The 15,936-nt window shown below is 66.4% G+C and carries 14 protein-coding genes; 3 read left to right on the top strand and 11 right to left on the bottom strand.

Features of this window, described 5'->3' with window-relative positions; all coding sequences use genetic code 11:
• From CFE50_RS02400 to CFE50_RS02415, 4 genes are all read right to left on the bottom strand, one after another.
• A complete protein-coding gene (locus CFE50_RS02400) occupies positions 1–717 on the bottom strand; it encodes a carbonic anhydrase (RefSeq protein WP_027598772.1) in 717 nt (238 codons plus the stop codon).
• Between the two features lie 176 nt (positions 718–893).
• The gene (pbpG, locus tag CFE50_RS02405; protein WP_502694665.1) at positions 894–1,805 is read right to left on the bottom strand and encodes a D-alanyl-D-alanine endopeptidase; all 912 of its coding nucleotides are present in this window, start codon (positions 1,803–1,805) and stop codon (positions 894–896) included.
• A gap of 240 nt (positions 1,806–2,045) precedes the next feature.
• On the bottom strand, positions 2,046–3,581 hold the full coding sequence (gene scpC / locus CFE50_RS02410; protein ID WP_286730698.1) for a succinyl-CoA:acetate CoA-transferase ScpC: 1,536 nt from the start codon (positions 3,579–3,581) through the stop codon (positions 2,046–2,048).
• A gap of 959 nt (positions 3,582–4,540) precedes the next feature.
• Entirely contained in the window at positions 4,541–5,992 is a 1,452-nt protein-coding gene (locus CFE50_RS02415) for an anion permease (protein WP_241808188.1), read from the bottom strand.
• Positions 5,993–6,293: 301 nt separating this feature from the next.
• Here CFE50_RS02415 and CFE50_RS02420 point away from each other — a divergent pair, with 301 nt between their 5' ends.
• Positions 6,294–6,818 (top strand): gamma carbonic anhydrase family protein, encoded by a 525-nt coding sequence (locus tag CFE50_RS02420; RefSeq protein WP_027598768.1) that lies wholly within the window; start codon positions 6,294–6,296, stop codon positions 6,816–6,818.
• A 528-nt stretch (positions 6,819–7,346) separates the two neighbouring features.
• Here the strand turns inward: CFE50_RS02420 and CFE50_RS02425 are convergent.
• The 3 genes from CFE50_RS02425 to CFE50_RS02435 form a co-directional block, all read right to left on the bottom strand.
• Entirely contained in the window at positions 7,347–8,270 is a 924-nt protein-coding gene (locus tag CFE50_RS02425; protein ID WP_286730702.1) for an SdiA-regulated domain-containing protein, read from the bottom strand.
• A 70-nt stretch (positions 8,271–8,340) separates the two neighbouring features.
• Positions 8,341–9,246 (bottom strand): SdiA-regulated domain-containing protein, encoded by a 906-nt coding sequence (locus CFE50_RS02430; RefSeq protein ID WP_286730704.1) that lies wholly within the window; start codon positions 9,244–9,246, stop codon positions 8,341–8,343.
• A gap of 88 nt (positions 9,247–9,334) precedes the next feature.
• Entirely contained in the window at positions 9,335–10,000 is a 666-nt protein-coding gene (locus tag CFE50_RS02435; protein ID WP_027598765.1) for a fumarylacetoacetate hydrolase family protein, read from the bottom strand.
• A gap of 224 nt (positions 10,001–10,224) precedes the next feature.
• Here CFE50_RS02435 and serA point away from each other — a divergent pair, with 224 nt between their 5' ends.
• Positions 10,225–11,454 carry a phosphoglycerate dehydrogenase gene (gene serA, locus CFE50_RS02440; protein WP_027598764.1) on the top strand — a complete coding sequence of 410 codons (1,230 nt, stop codon included), beginning with the start codon at positions 10,225–10,227 and terminating at the stop codon, positions 11,452–11,454.
• Positions 11,455–11,720: 266 nt separating this feature from the next.
• Here the strand turns inward: serA and rpiA are convergent, their stop codons facing one another.
• A complete protein-coding gene (gene rpiA, locus CFE50_RS02445; RefSeq protein ID WP_058792673.1) occupies positions 11,721–12,395 on the bottom strand; it encodes a ribose-5-phosphate isomerase RpiA in 675 nt (224 codons plus the stop codon).
• Positions 12,396–12,508: 113 nt separating this feature from the next.
• Between rpiA and ilvA the strand changes: the two genes are divergently transcribed.
• Positions 12,509–14,035 (top strand): threonine ammonia-lyase, biosynthetic, encoded by a 1,527-nt coding sequence (ilvA, locus tag CFE50_RS02450; RefSeq protein WP_286730984.1) that lies wholly within the window; start codon positions 12,509–12,511, stop codon positions 14,033–14,035.
• A 504-nt stretch (positions 14,036–14,539) separates the two neighbouring features.
• On the opposite strand, the gene CFE50_RS02455 is transcribed toward ilvA, so the two are convergent.
• The 3 genes from CFE50_RS02455 to CFE50_RS02465 form a co-directional block, all read right to left on the bottom strand.
• Complete coding sequence (locus CFE50_RS02455) at positions 14,540–14,776, bottom strand: hypothetical protein (protein WP_286730710.1); 237 nt, start codon at positions 14,774–14,776, stop codon at positions 14,540–14,542.
• Between the two features lie 202 nt (positions 14,777–14,978).
• Positions 14,979–15,428: a hypothetical protein gene (locus CFE50_RS02460; protein WP_007161066.1), complete on the bottom strand. Its 450-nt coding sequence runs from the start codon at positions 15,426–15,428 to the stop codon at positions 14,979–14,981.
• Between the two features lie 101 nt (positions 15,429–15,529).
• Entirely contained in the window at positions 15,530–15,928 is a 399-nt protein-coding gene (locus CFE50_RS02465) for a hypothetical protein (RefSeq protein WP_007161065.1), read from the bottom strand.
• Positions 15,929–15,936: the final 8 nt, after the last annotated feature.

A 15,936-nucleotide genomic window follows, 5' to 3' on the forward strand; every position in this document is an offset into this window, starting at 1 on the left:
TCAGACGTCGAAGAAATCCACGTGGCCGTTTTCCAGGGTGTAGTAGGCACCCACCACCTTGACCTGGCCCTTTTGTTGCGGCGCGAGCAGGGTTGGTTCGGAGGCTGCGCGCAGCCGCCTGACCGTGCGCTGCACGTTGCTGCGCACCGCCGCTTCCAGCAGATCCGGCGGATTGCCGACCCGGGCGCTGAGCACCGCCGGCAGGATGGGTTCGATCATGGCGCCGATGGCGCCGGGATAGAGGGCGTTCTGCTCCACCACCGCCACCGCGGCCTCCACCGCGCCGCACTTCTCGTGGCCCATCACCACGATCAGCGGCACCCCCAGCTGGCTGATGGCGTATTCCACAGAGCCCAGGGCGGTGGTGTCCAGGGTGTTGCCGGCGTTGCGCACGATAAACAGCTCGCCCAGGCCGCGACCGAACAGCAGCTCCGGCGAGACCCGCGAATCCGAGCAGGACACCAGCACGCAGAAGGGCGTCTGGCCCTTGGCGATCGCCAGGCGCCGGTCGCGATTGGTTTCCCCGTGCAGCGGCTGGTCGTCCATGAAGCCCTGATTGCCGTCGATCAGCCGTTGCAGGGCCTGCTCGGCGGTGAGGGTCGTGTGGGCCTTGGTCGGGGCCGCCAGGGCGGGCAGGGCCAGGGGTGCCAGGGCGGCGGCCAGCGGCAGGCAGCAGGCGCACTGGAGGACTTGGCGACGCGACAGGGTGGGCTTCATCGGGACACCTCTTGGCGTGGGGGCGTGCCGGTACTGCGGTCTCCAGCGCTTGAGACAACTATTGTCGTCCGCCGCCGATCCCGCCAGGCGCGGCGCCCGGTATCCGACCTGCGGAAAGGCGCCGGGCAAGAAAAAGCCGCGTCGAGACGCGGCTTCGGGACCTGCTCAGGCGGGCGTCACTGCCGCGCCAGTACCGTGCTGCGACCGGCCTTGGGTGCGCCGGGCAGAGGGCTCAGCGCGCCGGTTTCCAGCCAGCGGCGGACGCGGGTGGCGTCGGCCATGTGGGTGAACTTGCCAAAGGCGTCCATCACCACGAAGGCCACCGGACGACCGGCCATCACGGTGCGCATCACCAGGCAGTGACCGGCCTTGTCGGTGTAGCCGGTCTTGGTCAGCTGCACGCTCCAGTCGGCGTTGTAGACCAGGTGGTTGGTGTTGCGAAAGCCCAGCACATAGTTGGGGTTGTGGAAGGCCTGGGTCTTTTCCGGGGTGGTGCTGAGCTGGCCGAGCAGCGGATAGTGCTCGGTGGCCTTGAGCAGGGTGACCAGGTCACGCGCGGTGGAGACGTTGAGCGGCGACAGACCGGTGGGTTCGGCGTAGCGGGTGTTCTTCATGCCCAGGGCGCGGGCCTTGGCATTCATGGCGGCGACGAAGGCCCTCTGGCCACCCGGATAGTGGTGGGCGAGGCTGGTGGCGGCGCGGTTTTCCGAGGACATCAGAGCCAGTTGCAGCATGTCGCGGCGGGTCAGCTGGCTGCCCAGACGCACCCGCGAGAAGATGCCGCGCATGGCCGGATTCTCGCTGATGTCGATGTCGATGGTCTGCTCCAACGGCAGCTTGGCATCGAGCACCACCATGGCGGTCATCAGCTTGGTCACCGAGGCGATGGGGGCAACCTGGTCGGGATTCTGGGAAAACAGCACCTGGTTGGTCTTGAGGTCGACGACCAGAGCATGGTTCGAGGCCAGGCGCTGGGCGGTGGCGGCAGCCGCGGCCTTGACCTTCGGTGGGGTCTGGGCCAGGACGGCCGGACTCAGCCCGACCAAGCCAGCCAGCAGCAGGCCGGCAAGTTGATGACAGATCTTCACGGTGGTAGCTCTCAAAGGGGGCGGGATTAGAACAACCGCGAACGGCAATGCCCCTTGCAGATCAAGGACATTGCTCAGAGATTTCACGTCTTTTATCACCCGGAATGTCGGCTGGGAATCCGACAAGGCAGCTTTTTACACAGCGCGCTGGCAAAAAGTCACAATTAGTTGCAGATGGGCGACGGACGGCAGGGATGAGGGAGCGAAAGGGCGCCCGAGAGGCCTCGGGCGCCTTGCCTTTCAGTCGTGGGCTTCCTTGGCGGCGGGGCCAAGCATGCTGCCGGTGACCAGATAGCGCTCGTGCCAGGCCAGCGCCTCGGGCAGCAGGTGCGGGGTGTGCTTGCCATGGCTGCCGGCCAGGGCGCGCTCGAAGTAATCCGCCAGCGCCGGACGGAAACTCGGGTGCACGCAGTGTTCGAGGATGGCCCGGGCACGCTGCTTGGGGCTGAGCATGCGCAGGTCGGCCAAGCCCTGGTCGGTGACGATCACCGAGACATCGTGCTCGGTGTGGTCGACGTGGCTGACCATGGGCACCAGGGTCGAGATCAGCCCGTTCTTGGCGGTGCTCGGCGCCATGAACACCGACAGATAGGCGTTGCGGGCGAAGTCGCCGGAGCCGCCGATGCCGTTCATCATCCCCGTGCCCATCTGGTGGGTGGAGTTGACGTTGCCATAGAGGTCGGCTTCGAGCATGCCGTTCAGGGCGATGCACCCCAGCCGCCGCACCAGTTCCGGGTGATTGCTGACCCCCTGCTGGCGCAGGATGATGCGCTTGCGCAAGGACTCGGCGTGTTCGACGAAGCGCTCGATGCCCGCCGGACTCAGAGAAAAGGAGGTGGCCGAGGCCAGCTCCATCTTGCCGCTGATGAGCAGTTCCAGCATGCCGTCCTGGATCACCTCGGTGAAGGCGGTCAGCCCCTCGAATTCGCTCTCGGCCAGGGCTTGCATGAAGGCGTTGGCGATGTTGCCGACCCCCGACTGGATGGGCAGCAGATTGGCCGGGATGCGTCCCTGGCGGACTTCGAAGCGGAGGAAGTCCAGCAGGTGCGTGGCGATGGCCTGGGAGGCGGCGTCCGGCGCCTTGAACGGACTGTTGCGGTCGGGGGCGTCGGTCTCCACCACGGCCACCACCTTGTCCAGCGGCACTTCCAGATAGGGCGAGCCGATGCGGTCGCCGGGGTGCGCCAGTGGAATCGGCGTGCGGTGGGGCGGCAGGGCGCCGTCGGTGTAGATGTCGTGCATGCCGTCCAGGGCGTCGGGCTGCCAGCGATTGACCTCGAGGATCACCGCATCGGCCATGTCCAGCCAGGTCTTGTTGTTGCCCACCGAGGAGGAGGGCACCAGCAGCCCGTCTTCGCGAATGGCGGCGATCTCCACCACGGCCACGTCGATCTTGCCGAAGAAGCCATAGCGGACCTTTTCCGCCAGCTGGCCCAGGTGGATGTCCATGTAGTCCAGGCCACCGGCGTTGATGCGGCTGCGGAGCTCCGGATCGGACTGGAAGGGCACCCGCAACTCGATGCCATCGACCCGCGCCAGGGCGCCGTCCAGCTCCGGTGCGGTGGACGCGCCGGTCAGCACCTTGATGCGAAAGGGCTCGCCGGCGCCGTGGCTGGCGGTGATGCGCTGGGCCAGGGCGCCGGGCACGGCCTTGGGATAACCGGCCCCGGTGAAGCCGCTCATGCCCACGGTCATGCCGTGACGAATGAACTGCGCGGCCTGCTCGGTGCTCTGGCGCTTGGCGGCGAAACCGGGGTGGCGAATACGGTGGGGCATGACGACCTCTGCGGGTGTTATCGAAAGCACACTAAGAATGTGGATTCTACGCCGAAGGGATGCTTAGGTCCCTAAGCAAAAGGTCGGGTGGGAGGGGAAATTTTGGGGAGTGGGGCGTAGGTTGGGTTGAGCGACAGCGAAGCCCAACATCGCGAAGGTCGGTCGAAGTGCCTTGGCTTAATGGTGTCCTAGCTGTTCATCGTGGTCTGCTTGTGGCTCTTGTTTCGCCCACCCGGGCGACTCACTTTTTTCAGTCGCGAAAAAAGTAAGCAAAAACGCTTGCCCCGACCATCCGGCCTTCCGCTTCGCTCCAGGTCCGCTCACGCCAGTGCCGTTCCGGGGTCGGTCCAGATGGGCCGTCCATGGCCCACTGGACCTCTCGCCGCATCCATGCGGCTCGACCCACTCCACGACACTGGCGTTCGCCCTCCTGAACGGGGCGATTCGCCAGCCTGAAAGTGTTGGTTGAATAACCCGTAACCCGTAGCGTGGACAACGGCGAAGCCTTGTCCACTGATGGCGTCGGTGCCCAGCAGTGGAAAACGCTGCGCGGTTTTCCACGCTACGACCTCTGAACTTCGAATTCCCAGGCTTGCGCCCCGCCCCGTCAGTGAGGCCGAGTGCAGGTGTCGCGGAGGGGGATGCGAGGCAGGACGCCGAGCAAGGCGCGAGGGGCAGGAGGCCCCTTCGTGCCGGGCCCCCAGAGCGGCGCCGGAAAGAGGGGACCTGGAGCGCAGCGGAGGGCCGAACTGTTGGGGGTGTGCTTTCTTTTGCTTACTTTTCTTTGCACAAGCAAAGAAAAGTGAGTCGCCGGCCAGGCGAAACAAGAGCCGCCAGCAAACCCCTACAAGTAGCTAGGGCACCAAAGTGTTGGGCTTCGCTATCGCTCAACCCAACCTACGCCGATCCGCCCGGATCACCACGACCCGGGCATTGGGCACCGACAGCCCAACTACCCCTCACGCCACCATCATGATCCACGGCACCCCGATCCCCAGCAGCACCAGCAGGAACAGCGCCCCGAAGATCGTCCCCAGCCGCCAGTAGTCGGCGCTGGGCAGGTAGCCGCTGCCGTAGTACACGGGGCTCGGCCCGGTACCGTAGGGGGTGATGATGCCCATCAGCCCCAGGGAGGTACCCAGCAGCAGGGCGAACACCGGCAGGTCGATGCCGGGGATGCCCATGCCGGCGGCCAGCATCACCGGCAGCAGCGCGGTGGTGTGGGCGGTGGAGCTGGCGAACAGGTAGTGGGCGAGATAGAACACCGCGACCAGCACCACCATGGCGGTACCGGCATGGAAGCCGCCCAGGTGCCCGGCGACCCACTGGCCGAACCAGGCAACGAAGCCGACCCGGGTCAGGCCGTCGGCCAGGGCCACCAGGGTGGCGAACCAGGCGAAGGTGTTCCAGGCGGCCTTGTTGCCCAGGGCGTCGTTCCAGGTGATGACCCTGAGCAGCAACATCAGCACGATCACCAGGATGCCCACCAGCGCCGGATCGGCCCAGGCGGCGCCAAAGATCCACAGCGCCAGGGCGCCGATCACCAGGGCCAGCAGCAGCTTTTCGTCGCGCGTCAGCGGGCCGAGTGCGGCCAGTTCCTTGGCCGCCCACAGCGGCACCTGGTCATTGCGCTTGATCTCCGGCGGATACAGCCAGTAGGCCAGCAGCGGCAGCAGGGCCAGCAGGAGGATGCCCATGGGCGCGGCGGCGATGAACCACTGGCCCCAGCTGATGTGCACCTGGGCGGTCTTCTCGATCAGGGCGGCGGCCAGCAGGTTGGGCGCCAGGGCCGTGAGGAAGAGGGTACTGGTGACGCAGGTGGAGGAGATCGCCACCCACATCAGGTAGGAGCCGATGCGCCGCGCGCTGGGGTCGTTGGGCCTGGAATCGTAGAGCAGCGGCAGGTTGCGGATCACCGGGTAGACGGTGCCGCCGCTGCGGGCGGTGTTGGACGGGGTGAAGGGTGCGAGGGCCAGATCGGCCAGCATCACCGCGTAGCCCAGGGTCAGGGTGCGCCGGCCCATGGCCTTGACCAGCAGCAGCGCGATGCGCCGCCCGAGGCCGGTCTTCTCGTAGCCCAGGGCGAACATGAAGGCACTGAAGATCAGCCAGACGGTGTTGTTGGAAAAGCCCGCCAGGCCCCATTTCAGCGCCTCCTGGGGCGCGCGGAAGCCTGGGGTGGCCAGTTGCGCCGGACTGAACAGCACCCAGGGCGCCAGCAGGGCCGCCAGAGCCACGCCGATCAGGCCGATCACCGCGCCGGGCAGGGGCTCGAGGATCAGCCCCACCACCACGCCGGCGAACAGGGCGAAGTACAGCCAGGCATGGACGGGCAGGCCGTCGGGTGCCGGCAGCAGCGCCAGCAGTCCGGTGACGGCAAGGGGCAGCAGGAATTTCCAGGTGGTACGCATCGGGCGCTCGCAGATTCCGGTGGTCTCGGGAAACCGGCCTGGGCCGGGACGGCTGACGCTGCGGTTCCAGGGGCGGCGCGGTCAGCGGCCGCCAGCTTTGCAAAGGCCGCGGGCCTTTCCCAGCGTTCTGGCCGTGGTCATTCGTCGCAGTCGGGCGGGCTTAGGTTCCCCTGGCATTCTTTCGCTATCGAGAATTACTTGCAACAACGCCGGGGCTCCTGTCGGCGTCGATTGCGCCAAGGCCCTGCGCTGGCGAACAATCAGGCGTTCCGCCAACGACAACAATACGAGGAGCGACACCATGAAATACCGCCTGGGAGAACAGCGGGTCGAGGCCCATCCACAGAGCTGGGTCGCGCCCACCGCCGCGGTGATCGGCAAGGTACGCCTGGATGAGGGTGCCAGCGTCTGGTTCGGCGCGGTGCTGCGTGGCGACAACGAGCTGATCCATATCGGCCCGGACAGCAATGTCCAGGACGGCGCCGTGCTGCACACCGATCCCGGCTCGCCGCTGACCCTGGGACGCGGCGTCACCGTCGGCCACCAGGCCATGCTGCATGGCTGCGAGATCGGCGACGGCAGCCTGATCGGCATCCACGCCGTGGTGCTCAACGGCGCGCGCATTGGGCGCAACTGCCTGGTGGGCGCCAATGCCCTGGTCACCGAAAACGCGGTGATTCCCGACGGCTCCCTGGTGCTCGGCTCGCCGGCCAAGGTGGTCCGCGCCCTCAGCGAAGCCCAGCAGGCGCAGCTGGCAGCCAATGCCCAGGTCTATGTGGCCAATGCGCGGCGCTATCTGGAGGAATTGTTCGAGCAGGGGGAGTAGGGCGACCGAGAGCCGCGCTTCGCGCTGGATGACCCCCTCTCCCTCGGGGAGAGAGCCGGGGTGAGGGTCAAGCCGCTCCAGCCTGTTGGGCTTCGCTGCGCTCAACCCAACCGACGGCGATACCCGTAGGTTGGTTTGAGACGGCTCCATCGTCGAAGCCCAACACCGGCTGCGTAGCGTGGAAAACGGCGCAGCCTTTTCCACAGGGAGATCAGGTGCCAGGCGCGCCCTCACCCCCGACCCTCTCCCAGGGGGAGAGGGGGCTGTCCGAGCAGGCGTTTGGGCCGAGCCGCTCCAGCCTGTTGGGCTTCGCTGCGCTCAACCCAACCTACGGCGATACCCGTAGGTTGGGTTGAAACGGCTTCATCGTCGAAACCCAACACCGGCTGCGTAGCGTGGAAAACGGCGTAGCCTTTTCCACAGGATAGATCGTGCCAGGCGCGTCCTCACCCCGACTCTCTCCCGGGGGGAGAGGGGGCCGTTCGAGCAGGCGCTTGGCGCCATTGGCGACTACGGTAAGCCTCTACCTCACGGCTTCTCGAACCGATAGAACAGATTCGGCTCGCTGACTACATAGAGCTTGCCCTGGTCGTCCATGGCCACGCCTTCGGCCTGGGGCACGCTGCGGCTCAGGCCGTGCTGGCCGCGCAGCAGTGACAGCGAGCTGATTGGCTTGCCGTCGTCGTCCAGTTCCAGCACCAAGCGCGACTGATCCGAAAGCGCCAGCAGGTGGCCGGTGCCGGGATCGAATTGCAGGCTGGAGAGATCGCGCACGAACAGCCGGCGATCGCGTTGCGGATCCGTGCGCAGCGACAGCGCCTGCAGGCCTTCGAAGGCTTCGCTGCCGAGACCTTCGATCTCGTAGATGCGTACCGGATCGCTTTCCTTGGCGACGAAGAAGCGCTCGCGCGCCGCGTCGTAGGCCAGGCCCTCGTTGCCGCGGTTGTCGCTTTGCACGTCGCTGAGGCTGAAGGGGTGGCTGACCTGGCGGTCGTCGATGTCCACCACCCGGGTGTCGGCGCCGATGCGTACCCGTACCAGGCGCTGGCGACGCTCTTCGCTGATCATGTAGACGCCGGGGGCGATGTACTCGATGGCTTCCGGATCGCTGAAGCCCCTGAGCTCCACCTGGCGCAGCAGGCGGCCGTCCAGGTTCAGTTCGAGAAAGCGCGCCGGCTTGTTGGTGACGCTGACCAGGGTACGGCGATCCGGATCGAAGCTCAGCGCCGAGACGTCGGTGATGCCGTCGCCGATGGGCCTGGCCTCGACGGTGACCCGGTAGCCCGGCAGCCACAGCGAGCGGGCCTGGCGGCTTTCGGCCTGGAGCTGGCTCTGGACGTTGAACCATAGGCGCTCGAACAGCCGGTGCTGCTGGGCCACCAGGGTCAGGGCCAGCAGCAGGGCCCCGCCCAGCAGGGCGCCCAGGGTGCGAGGGGAAAACAGCGAAAACATCGACAGGGTCCTGAGGCGGTAATGCCGCGCAGCCTAAGGGCGCGACCCTGAATTCAAGCTGAATAGGCGCTCATTGCGCCGCGCCGGACACCTTGTGAAACACGTGGAAGAGATTGGGTTCACCAATCATGTAGAGATTGCCGGCTTCGTCGAGGGCCACGCCTTCCGGTTGCTCCATGGTCGCCTTGAGGCCGTGCAGGCCGCTTCTGAGGCTGATGAAGCTGACCGGCTGGCCATCCGCGGTCAGCTCTACCAGGGTGTGGGACTGGTCGGACAGCGCCAGCAGGTGACCGGTGCGCGGATCGACCGCCACCGCGGAATAGTCGATCACCAACTGCTTGAGCGCAAAGGGCTGCAGGCTGCCGGAGACGCCGCGACCGTCGCTGGCCAGGGTGAAAAGGGCGGCCGGATCGCGTTCCTTGCTGAGGATCAGCCGCTGGCGCCGCGGATCCCAGGCGATGCCTTCGAAGCCCTTGTTGCCGGCGTCGGGAAAGCCCAGGTCGTGGTGTTCGAAGGTGTTGGCGTCCAGCTCGCGGGTGTCGTCGGCCAGCTGGAACAGCGACAGCCGCCGCTGGCGCTCGTCGACGATGGCCAGGCGCCCGTCTTCCAGTGCGGTTACCCCTTCGAGGTTGGAGACGTTGCGGATCGGGATGCGCCTGAGGATGTCGCCGGTCAGACTCAGCTGCACCAGGTAGGGGGTGCTGCCGGTGACGGCGAAGAGGGTGCGGGTACGGGGATCGTAGGTGAGGTCGGAGGTCTCGGCCTCGGCCAGACCCGGCAGCGGCTTGCCCTGGATCACCGCCTGGTAGTCCGGCAGCCAGACCGCCTGGGCGCGGACTTCCGGCGGCGTGCGGTATTCCTGCCACCAGAGCAGCGCCCGGTCGTTCCAGTGCCAGACGAAGGTGAGGATGATCAGCACCAGCAGGACGAAGGCGGGAAGGAGGCGCGACAGGAGGAGGCGGGGGAGTCTGGACATGCGGGCTCGGACGGCTTCTTGTTAGAGCGTCGCGGCCGTGCCGACACACCGTCGCCAGGCACCGGCCAGGCGACGGTGGGTGGCGGGGTTATAGCACGCGCGTTTCGAAGCGGCTAACGTCCGGCAACTCCAGCACCAGGTCATCGCCCACGTTGAGAGGTCCGACACCCACCGGCGTGCCGGTGAGGATGACGTCGCCCGGTTGCAGGGAGAAGTGCCCGGCGATGGTCTGGATCAGCGGCAGGATGGGATTGAGCATGTCGCGGCTGTTGCCGTCCTGGCGCACCTCGCCGTTGATGGTCAGGCGCACCGGGATGTCGGCCAGGTCTTCGAAGGCATCGCCCGGCACGAAGGGCGCGAGCACGCAGGCGCCGTCGAAGCTCTTGGCGATCTCCCAGGGATAGCCCTTTTCCTTGAGGCGGCTCTGCACGTCCCTGAGGGTCAGGTCCAGGGAGGGGGCGAAGCCGGAGATGGCATCGCGTACTTCTTCGGCCGACGGCTTCTTCGACAGCGGCTTGCCGATCAGCACGGCGATCTCGGCCTCGTAGTGCACCGAACCCTGATCGGTGGGGATGGCGAAACCCTCGGCCACCGGCACCACGCAGCTGGCCGGCTTGATGAACAGCAGGGGCTCGGTGGGAACCGGGTTGTTCAGCTCCTTGGCGTGCTCGGCGTAGTTGCGGCCGATGCAGACGACCTTGCCCAGGGGGAAGTGGATCTTGGTGCCATCGAGGTACTGGTGCTGGTAGGCCATCTTGTGCTCCTGGTGAGTGGCGTCTGCTGGCGATCTTAACCAAAAGCGGAGGCCGCGGCGCGGTCCTGGTCGCAAGGCGCTCATGGTCGCCCTGAGAAAGCTTCAGGTCGCAACCGGACCTGCATCCGGTGGCTCATGCTAAGATAGCGACCCCTTTGCCGCTGGCTGACCTGGCCTGCGCCGTGCCGGCATCCTTCTCCCTGGACATTCTGGATTCAACGCAGATGAGCAAGACTTCCCTCGACAAGAGCAAGATCCGCTTCCTTCTCCTGGAAGGCGTCCACCAGTCCGCCGTGGATATCCTCAAGTCCGCGGGTTACAGCAACATCGAGTACGTCACCAGCTCTCTGCCGGATGCCCAGCTCAAGGAAAAGATCGCCGACGCCCACTTCATCGGCATCCGCTCGCGCACCCAGCTCACCGAAGAGGTGTTCGACTGCGCCAAGAAGCTGGTCGCCGTCGGCTGCTTCTGCATCGGCACCAACCAGGTCGACCTGCAGGCCGCCCGCGAGCGCGGCATCGCCGTGTTCAACGCCCCCTATTCCAACACCCGTTCGGTGGCCGAGCTGGTGCTGGCCGAGGCCATCCTGCTGCTGCGCGGCATCCCGGCCAAGAATGCCTCCTGCCACCGCGGCGGCTGGATCAAGAGCGCGGCCAACTCCTTCGAGATCCGCGGCAAGAAGCTGGGCATCATCGGCTACGGCTCCATCGGCACCCAACTGTCGGTCCTGGCCGAGGGCTTGGGCATGCAGGTGTTCTTCTATGACGTCATCACCAAGCTGCCCCTGGGCAACGCCCAGCAGGTCGGTTCCCTGACCGAACTGCTCGGCATGAGCGACATCGTCACCCTGCACGTGCCGGAGACCCCCGCCACCCAGCTGATGATCGGCGAGCGCGAGATCCGCGCCATCAAGAAGGGCGGCATCCTGATCAACGCCGCCCGCGGCACCGTGGTCGACCTCGACGCCCTGGCCGCCGCCATCAAGGACGAGCACCTGATCGGTGCCGCCATCGACGTCTTCCCGGTGGAGCCGCGCTCCAACAACGACGAGTTCGTCTCGCCGCTGCGTGGCCTGGACAATGTCATCCTGACCCCGCACATCGGTGGCTCCACCGCCGAGGCCCAGGCCAACATCGGCCTGGAAGTGGCCGAGAAGCTGGTCAAGTACAGCGACAACGGCACCTCGGTGTCCTCGGTCAATTTCCCCGAAGTGGCCCTGCCGTCGCACCCGGGCAAGCACCGCCTGCTGCACATCCACCAGAACGTGCCGGGCGTGCTGTCGGAGATCAACCGCGTCTTCTCCGAGAGCGGCATCAACATCTCCGGTCAGTACCTGCAGACCGACGAGAAGGTCGGCTACGTGGTGATCGACGTCGACGCCGAGTACTCCGACCTGGCCCAGGAAAAGCTGCAGAACGTCAAGGGCACCATCCGCTGCCGCGTGCTGTTCTAAGCCGCCAGGTGGCATGAAAAAGCCTCGGTCGGGTTCGCCTGACCGGGGCTTTTTTTGTGAGGTGGTGTCTATGATCGCGGCCATGCCGGTGCGCCGTAGCGACCGCTCCTACAGGTATATCGTGCTTTTGTAGGAGCGGCCGCATCGGCGGACCGCCATGGCCGCGATAAACGCCGTAGCGTGGATAACGGCGCAGCCTTATCCACTGGCCGTGCATGAGCTCACCTGTGGAAAACGCTGGTGCGGTTTTCCACGCTACGGGTGGCTCAGCTCCGCTCCAGCCGCTCCACGCCCTGGGCGGTGCCCAAGAGCAGCACGTCCGCCGGGCGGGCGGCGAAGAGGCCGTTGGCGACCACGCCGACGATGTTGTTGATCCTGGCTTCCAGGCCCACCGGATCGACGATGTGCATATTGTGCACATCGAGGATGACGTTGCCGTTGTCGGTCACCACGCCGTCGCGGTACTCGGGGTCGCCGCCCAGCTTCACCAGCTCGCGGGCCACGTGGCTGCGGGCCATGGGGATGACTTCCACCGGCAGCGGGAATTCGCCGAGGACGTCGACGCGCTTGCTGCCATCGGCGATGCAGATGAATTTGCGTGCTACCGCCGCGACGATCTTTTCGCGGGTCAGGGCCGCGCCGCCGCCCTTGATCAGATTGAGGTGGCCGTCGGCTTCGTCGGCGCCGTCCACATAGAATTCCAGATCGCTGACACCGTTGAGGTCATAGACGGTGATGCCATGGCTTTTCAGCCGGTCGGCGGTGGCCTGGGAGCTGGCCACGGCGCCATCGAACTCCAGCTTGTGCTTGGCCAGCAGGTCGATGAAGAAGTTGGCGGTCGAGCCGGTGCCCACGCCGACCACGCTGTCGCGGGAGAGCTGGGGGAGGATGAGGTCGACCGCGGCCTGGGCGACGGCCTGCTTGAGCTGGTCCTGATTCATGGGGGTATCCGCGAAAACGGGTGGAGGGTCGCCGATTATAGCCGCTCGGACGGCCTGGCTAACCCACCCGGAGGTGCCCGTAGTAGACTTTTCGCCCCCGCCGCACCCACCGGATCGCCCCGCCGATGCTCGAACACTATGTGAAGAAGACCCTGCTCGCCCCCGTCTACGACGTGGCCATCGAGACGCCCCTGCAACCGGCGCGGGCGCTGTCCGAGCGGCTGGGCTGTCAGGTGCTGCTCAAGCGCGAAGACCTGCAGCCGGTGTTCTCCTTCAAGATCCGTGGCGCCTACACCAAGCTGGCCAGCCTTTCGGCCGAGGAAAAGGCACGCGGGGTGATCGCGGCCAGCGCCGGCAATCACGCCCAGGGCCTGGCCCTGGCGGCGCGCGAACTGGGCGTGCGGGCGATCATCGTGATGCCGCGCACCACCCCGGAGCTCAAGGTGATCGGCGTGCAATCCCGTGGTGGCGAGGTGGTGCTGCATGGCGACGCCTTTCCCGAGGCCCTGGCCGAGGCGCTGCGCCTGGTCGAGGAGCAGGGCTACACCTTCGTCCCGCCCTATGACGACCCGGACGTCATCGCCGGTCAGGGCACCGTGGCCATGGAGATCCTGCGCCAGCATCCCGGTCGCCTGGACGCCATCTTCGTCCCCGTGGGCGGTGGTGGTCTGATCGCCGGTATCGCCGCCTACGTGAAATACCTGCGCCCCGAGATCAGGATCATCGGCGTCGAGCCGGACGACTCCAACTGCCTGCAACAGGCCATGGCCGCCGGTGAGCGGGTAGTGCTGCCGCGGGTGGGGCTGTTCGCCGACGGCGTGGCCGTGGCCCAGATCGGCCACCACACCTTCGAGATCTGCCGGCGCTATGTCGACGAGGTCATCACCGTCAGCTCGGACGAGATCTGTGCGGCGATCAAGGACATCTACGACGACACCCGCTCCATCACCGAGCCCTCGGGCGCCCTGGGCGTGGCCGGGATCAAGAAATACGCCGAGCGTGAAGGTTCCGGCGGCCAGGTGCTGGTGGCCATCGACTCGGGCGCCAACATCAACTTCGACCGTCTGCGCCATGTGGCCGAGCGCGCCGAACTGGGCGAGCAGCGCGAAGCCATCATCGCCGTGACCATTCCCGAGCGACCGGGCAGCTTTCGCGCCTTCTGCGAGGCCCTGGGCCGACGGCAGATCACCGAATTCAACTACCGCTACCACACCGGCGAAGAGGCGCACATCTTCGTCGGCGTCCAGACCCATCCCCAGCGCGATCCGCGTGACGCCCTCATCCAGGGGCTGCGCGACCAGGGTTTCCCGGTGCTGGACCTGACCGACAACGAACTGGCCAAGCTGCATATCCGCCACACCGTGGGTGGCCACGCGGCGCGGGTCGGCCAGGAGCAGGTGTTCCGCTTCGAATTCCCCGAACGCCCCGGGGCGCTGTTCGACTTCCTCGAGAAGCTGGGCGGGCGCTGGAACATCAGCATGTTCCATTACCGCAACCATGGCGCGGCGGATGGGCGGGTGTTTGCGGGGTTGGAAGCCAGCCAGGCCGAGCGGGAAGAGCTGCTGGCGACCCTGGATGCCATCGGCTATCGCTATTGGGACGAAACCGAGAATCCGGCGTACCGGTTGTTCCTGGGCTGAGGTCTAGTGGTGTTGGGCTTCGCTGCAGGTAGGATGGACAACGGCGCAGCCTTGCCCGCCGTTGGCACCGGAGCCTGTCAGTGGAAAAGGCTGCGCCGTTTTCCACGCTACGGCGATGATCGCGGCCATGGGCCGCTCCTACAGGGAATGATGTTTTTGTAGGCGCGACCGCAGCGGCGAACCGCCATGGCCGCGATGCGCCCACAAGCCCATGCTGGACCAGACCGCCCCCTCTCCCTCGGGGAGAGGGCTAGGGTGAGGGCGGCCAGATACCGCCAGTCCTGCCCGTTGGGCTTCGCTGTGCTCAGCACCAACCTACGGGTAGGGTGGATAACGGCGCAGCCTTATCCGCCGTTGGCACCGCAGCTCGTCAGTGGAAAAGGCTGCGTCGTTTTCCACGCTACGGCGCTTAACCGCCCTCTCTCCCTCTGGGAGAGGGCTGGGGTGAGGGTGGCCAGACACCGATAGCTCCGCCCGTTGGGCTTCGCTGCGCGCAGCGCCAACCTACGAAGCCCGCGGCTCCACCCGGATATCCGTCAATCCGTGCACCTCCGCCTGGCGCAGGATGGCTGCGGCTGGGGCATCGGCGGGCGGCAGCGCCAGGCTGTTCTCGGCGTCGGCGCGCAGCTGTTCCAGCACGGCCAGGGCGGCTTCATGCGGGGCGAGACTGGCCTGCGGATGCTCGAGGTCGAGCTGGCGGGGCTCGCCGTCCTTGCGGTAGTGGACGCGAAACGTGGGCATGGCGGCAGCCTCTGGCTAGGTCTCTAGACAGACTACCCCGGACGCACCGCCGTTCCGACTTAGAAGCTATTCACGATCTGCTGCGCGTCGGCCAAACGGCGTTGAAAATAGCTTCGGAATGCTCATTTACCACTCGTAAACTCCCCTTCCTCAGCCATTTTCGCCTTGTTTGGCTCTAGCTCGCGAGATCGTGAACAGCTTCTTACTTGAGGATCACCAGCTTGCCCTTGAGGGCGACCCCGGCCATGAGGGCGCCGGCGTGGCACTCGTAGCGGGTGGGATCGCTCCACTCGTTCTTCTTGTAGTAGCTGGTGATGTCGGTGACCGCATTGGCACCGGCGGCCTTGGCCGCTTCCTGCAGGCGGATCAGCGCCGATTGCAGCACCCAGCGGCAGGCGACCTCGTCGGTCTTGTTGAAGGCGTTGGTCTTCTGGTTGGTGGTGATGCTGGAGTTGACCACCGTGGCCTTGCCCGGCACCGGGTTGCCGGCCAGGTAGAACTTCACGCTGCCATCCAGGCGCTTGGCGGCCAGGGCTTCCTGGACGACTTCGGCGAAGGGCAGTTGCAGGGTGGTGTCGCGGGCCTGGGCGGCGCCGGGCAGCAGCGCGGCCAGGCTCAGGGTGAGGGCGAGGGTGGAGGTGAGGATACGCATGGTGACTTCCTTGTGGTGGTGGGGATGACTGTTTAACCCAGAACGCCCGCTCCGTCAGCCGCGGGACCGGCGTTCTGTGCTATCGCGCAGGCCGCGAATGGTCACTCCGCGGCGGCTGCGGGGGCCGGCAACTGCAGTTGCCGGCGGATGTCGGCGTCGAGCAGCTGGACCCATTTGTTGTAGTTGCGATGGATGCGCTCGCCGTCGTAGTCGAGGCCGGCGCTGTCGCGGTAGCGGATCTGGTAGCCCTTGGTGCTGTAGGGGATGTCGACCCAGGCCTGGTGGCGATCGCGCACCACGATGCTGGCGACCACCAGGCCGGGGCTCTCCTGGCCGACGCTCCAGCCACGACGTTCCAGGGTATCGACGATGGCGCGGCGGACATCGGCGGCGTTCTCCACCCGATCCGCCGGAAAGACCTCCTGGGGCGTCACCAGGGGCGCGCGGGTGCAGGCCGCCAGGAACAGCAGAGCGGAGACGAGCAGCAGGCGACGCAACATGGGCATAC

The sequence above is a fragment of the Pseudomonas sp. PGPPP4 genome (assembly GCF_002256045.1).
Classification (GTDB): domain Bacteria; phylum Pseudomonadota; class Gammaproteobacteria; order Pseudomonadales; family Pseudomonadaceae; genus Chryseomonas; species Chryseomonas oryzihabitans.

What these genes read in the sequence shown, in the direction of transcription:
- CFE50_RS02400 (WP_027598772.1), bottom strand. Translation starts at nt 717, where the DNA reads ATGAAGCCCACCCTGTCGCGTCGCCAAGTCCTCCAGTGCGCCTGCTGC.
- scpC (WP_286730698.1), bottom strand. Translation starts at nt 3,581, where the DNA reads ATGCCCCACCGTATTCGCCACCCCGGTTTCGCCGCCAAGCGCCAGAGC.
- CFE50_RS02415 (WP_241808188.1), bottom strand. Translation starts at nt 5,992, where the DNA reads ATGCGTACCACCTGGAAATTCCTGCTGCCCCTTGCCGTCACCGGACTG.
- CFE50_RS02420 (WP_027598768.1), top strand. Translation starts at nt 6,294, where the DNA reads ATGAAATACCGCCTGGGAGAACAGCGGGTCGAGGCCCATCCACAGAGC.
- CFE50_RS02425 (WP_286730702.1), bottom strand. Translation starts at nt 8,270, where the DNA reads ATGTTTTCGCTGTTTTCCCCTCGCACCCTGGGCGCCCTGCTGGGCGGG.
- CFE50_RS02430 (WP_286730704.1), bottom strand. Translation starts at nt 9,246, where the DNA reads ATGTCCAGACTCCCCCGCCTCCTCCTGTCGCGCCTCCTTCCCGCCTTC.
- CFE50_RS02435 (WP_027598765.1), bottom strand. Translation starts at nt 10,000, where the DNA reads ATGGCCTACCAGCACCAGTACCTCGATGGCACCAAGATCCACTTCCCC.
- serA (WP_027598764.1), top strand. Translation starts at nt 10,225, where the DNA reads ATGAGCAAGACTTCCCTCGACAAGAGCAAGATCCGCTTCCTTCTCCTG.
- rpiA (WP_058792673.1), bottom strand. Translation starts at nt 12,395, where the DNA reads ATGAATCAGGACCAGCTCAAGCAGGCCGTCGCCCAGGCCGCGGTCGAC.
- CFE50_RS02455 (WP_286730710.1), bottom strand. Translation starts at nt 14,776, where the DNA reads ATGCCCACGTTTCGCGTCCACTACCGCAAGGACGGCGAGCCCCGCCAG.
- CFE50_RS02460 (WP_007161066.1), bottom strand. Translation starts at nt 15,428, where the DNA reads ATGCGTATCCTCACCTCCACCCTCGCCCTCACCCTGAGCCTGGCCGCG.
- CFE50_RS02465 (WP_007161065.1), bottom strand. Translation starts at nt 15,928, where the DNA reads ATGTTGCGTCGCCTGCTGCTCGTCTCCGCTCTGCTGTTCCTGGCGGCC.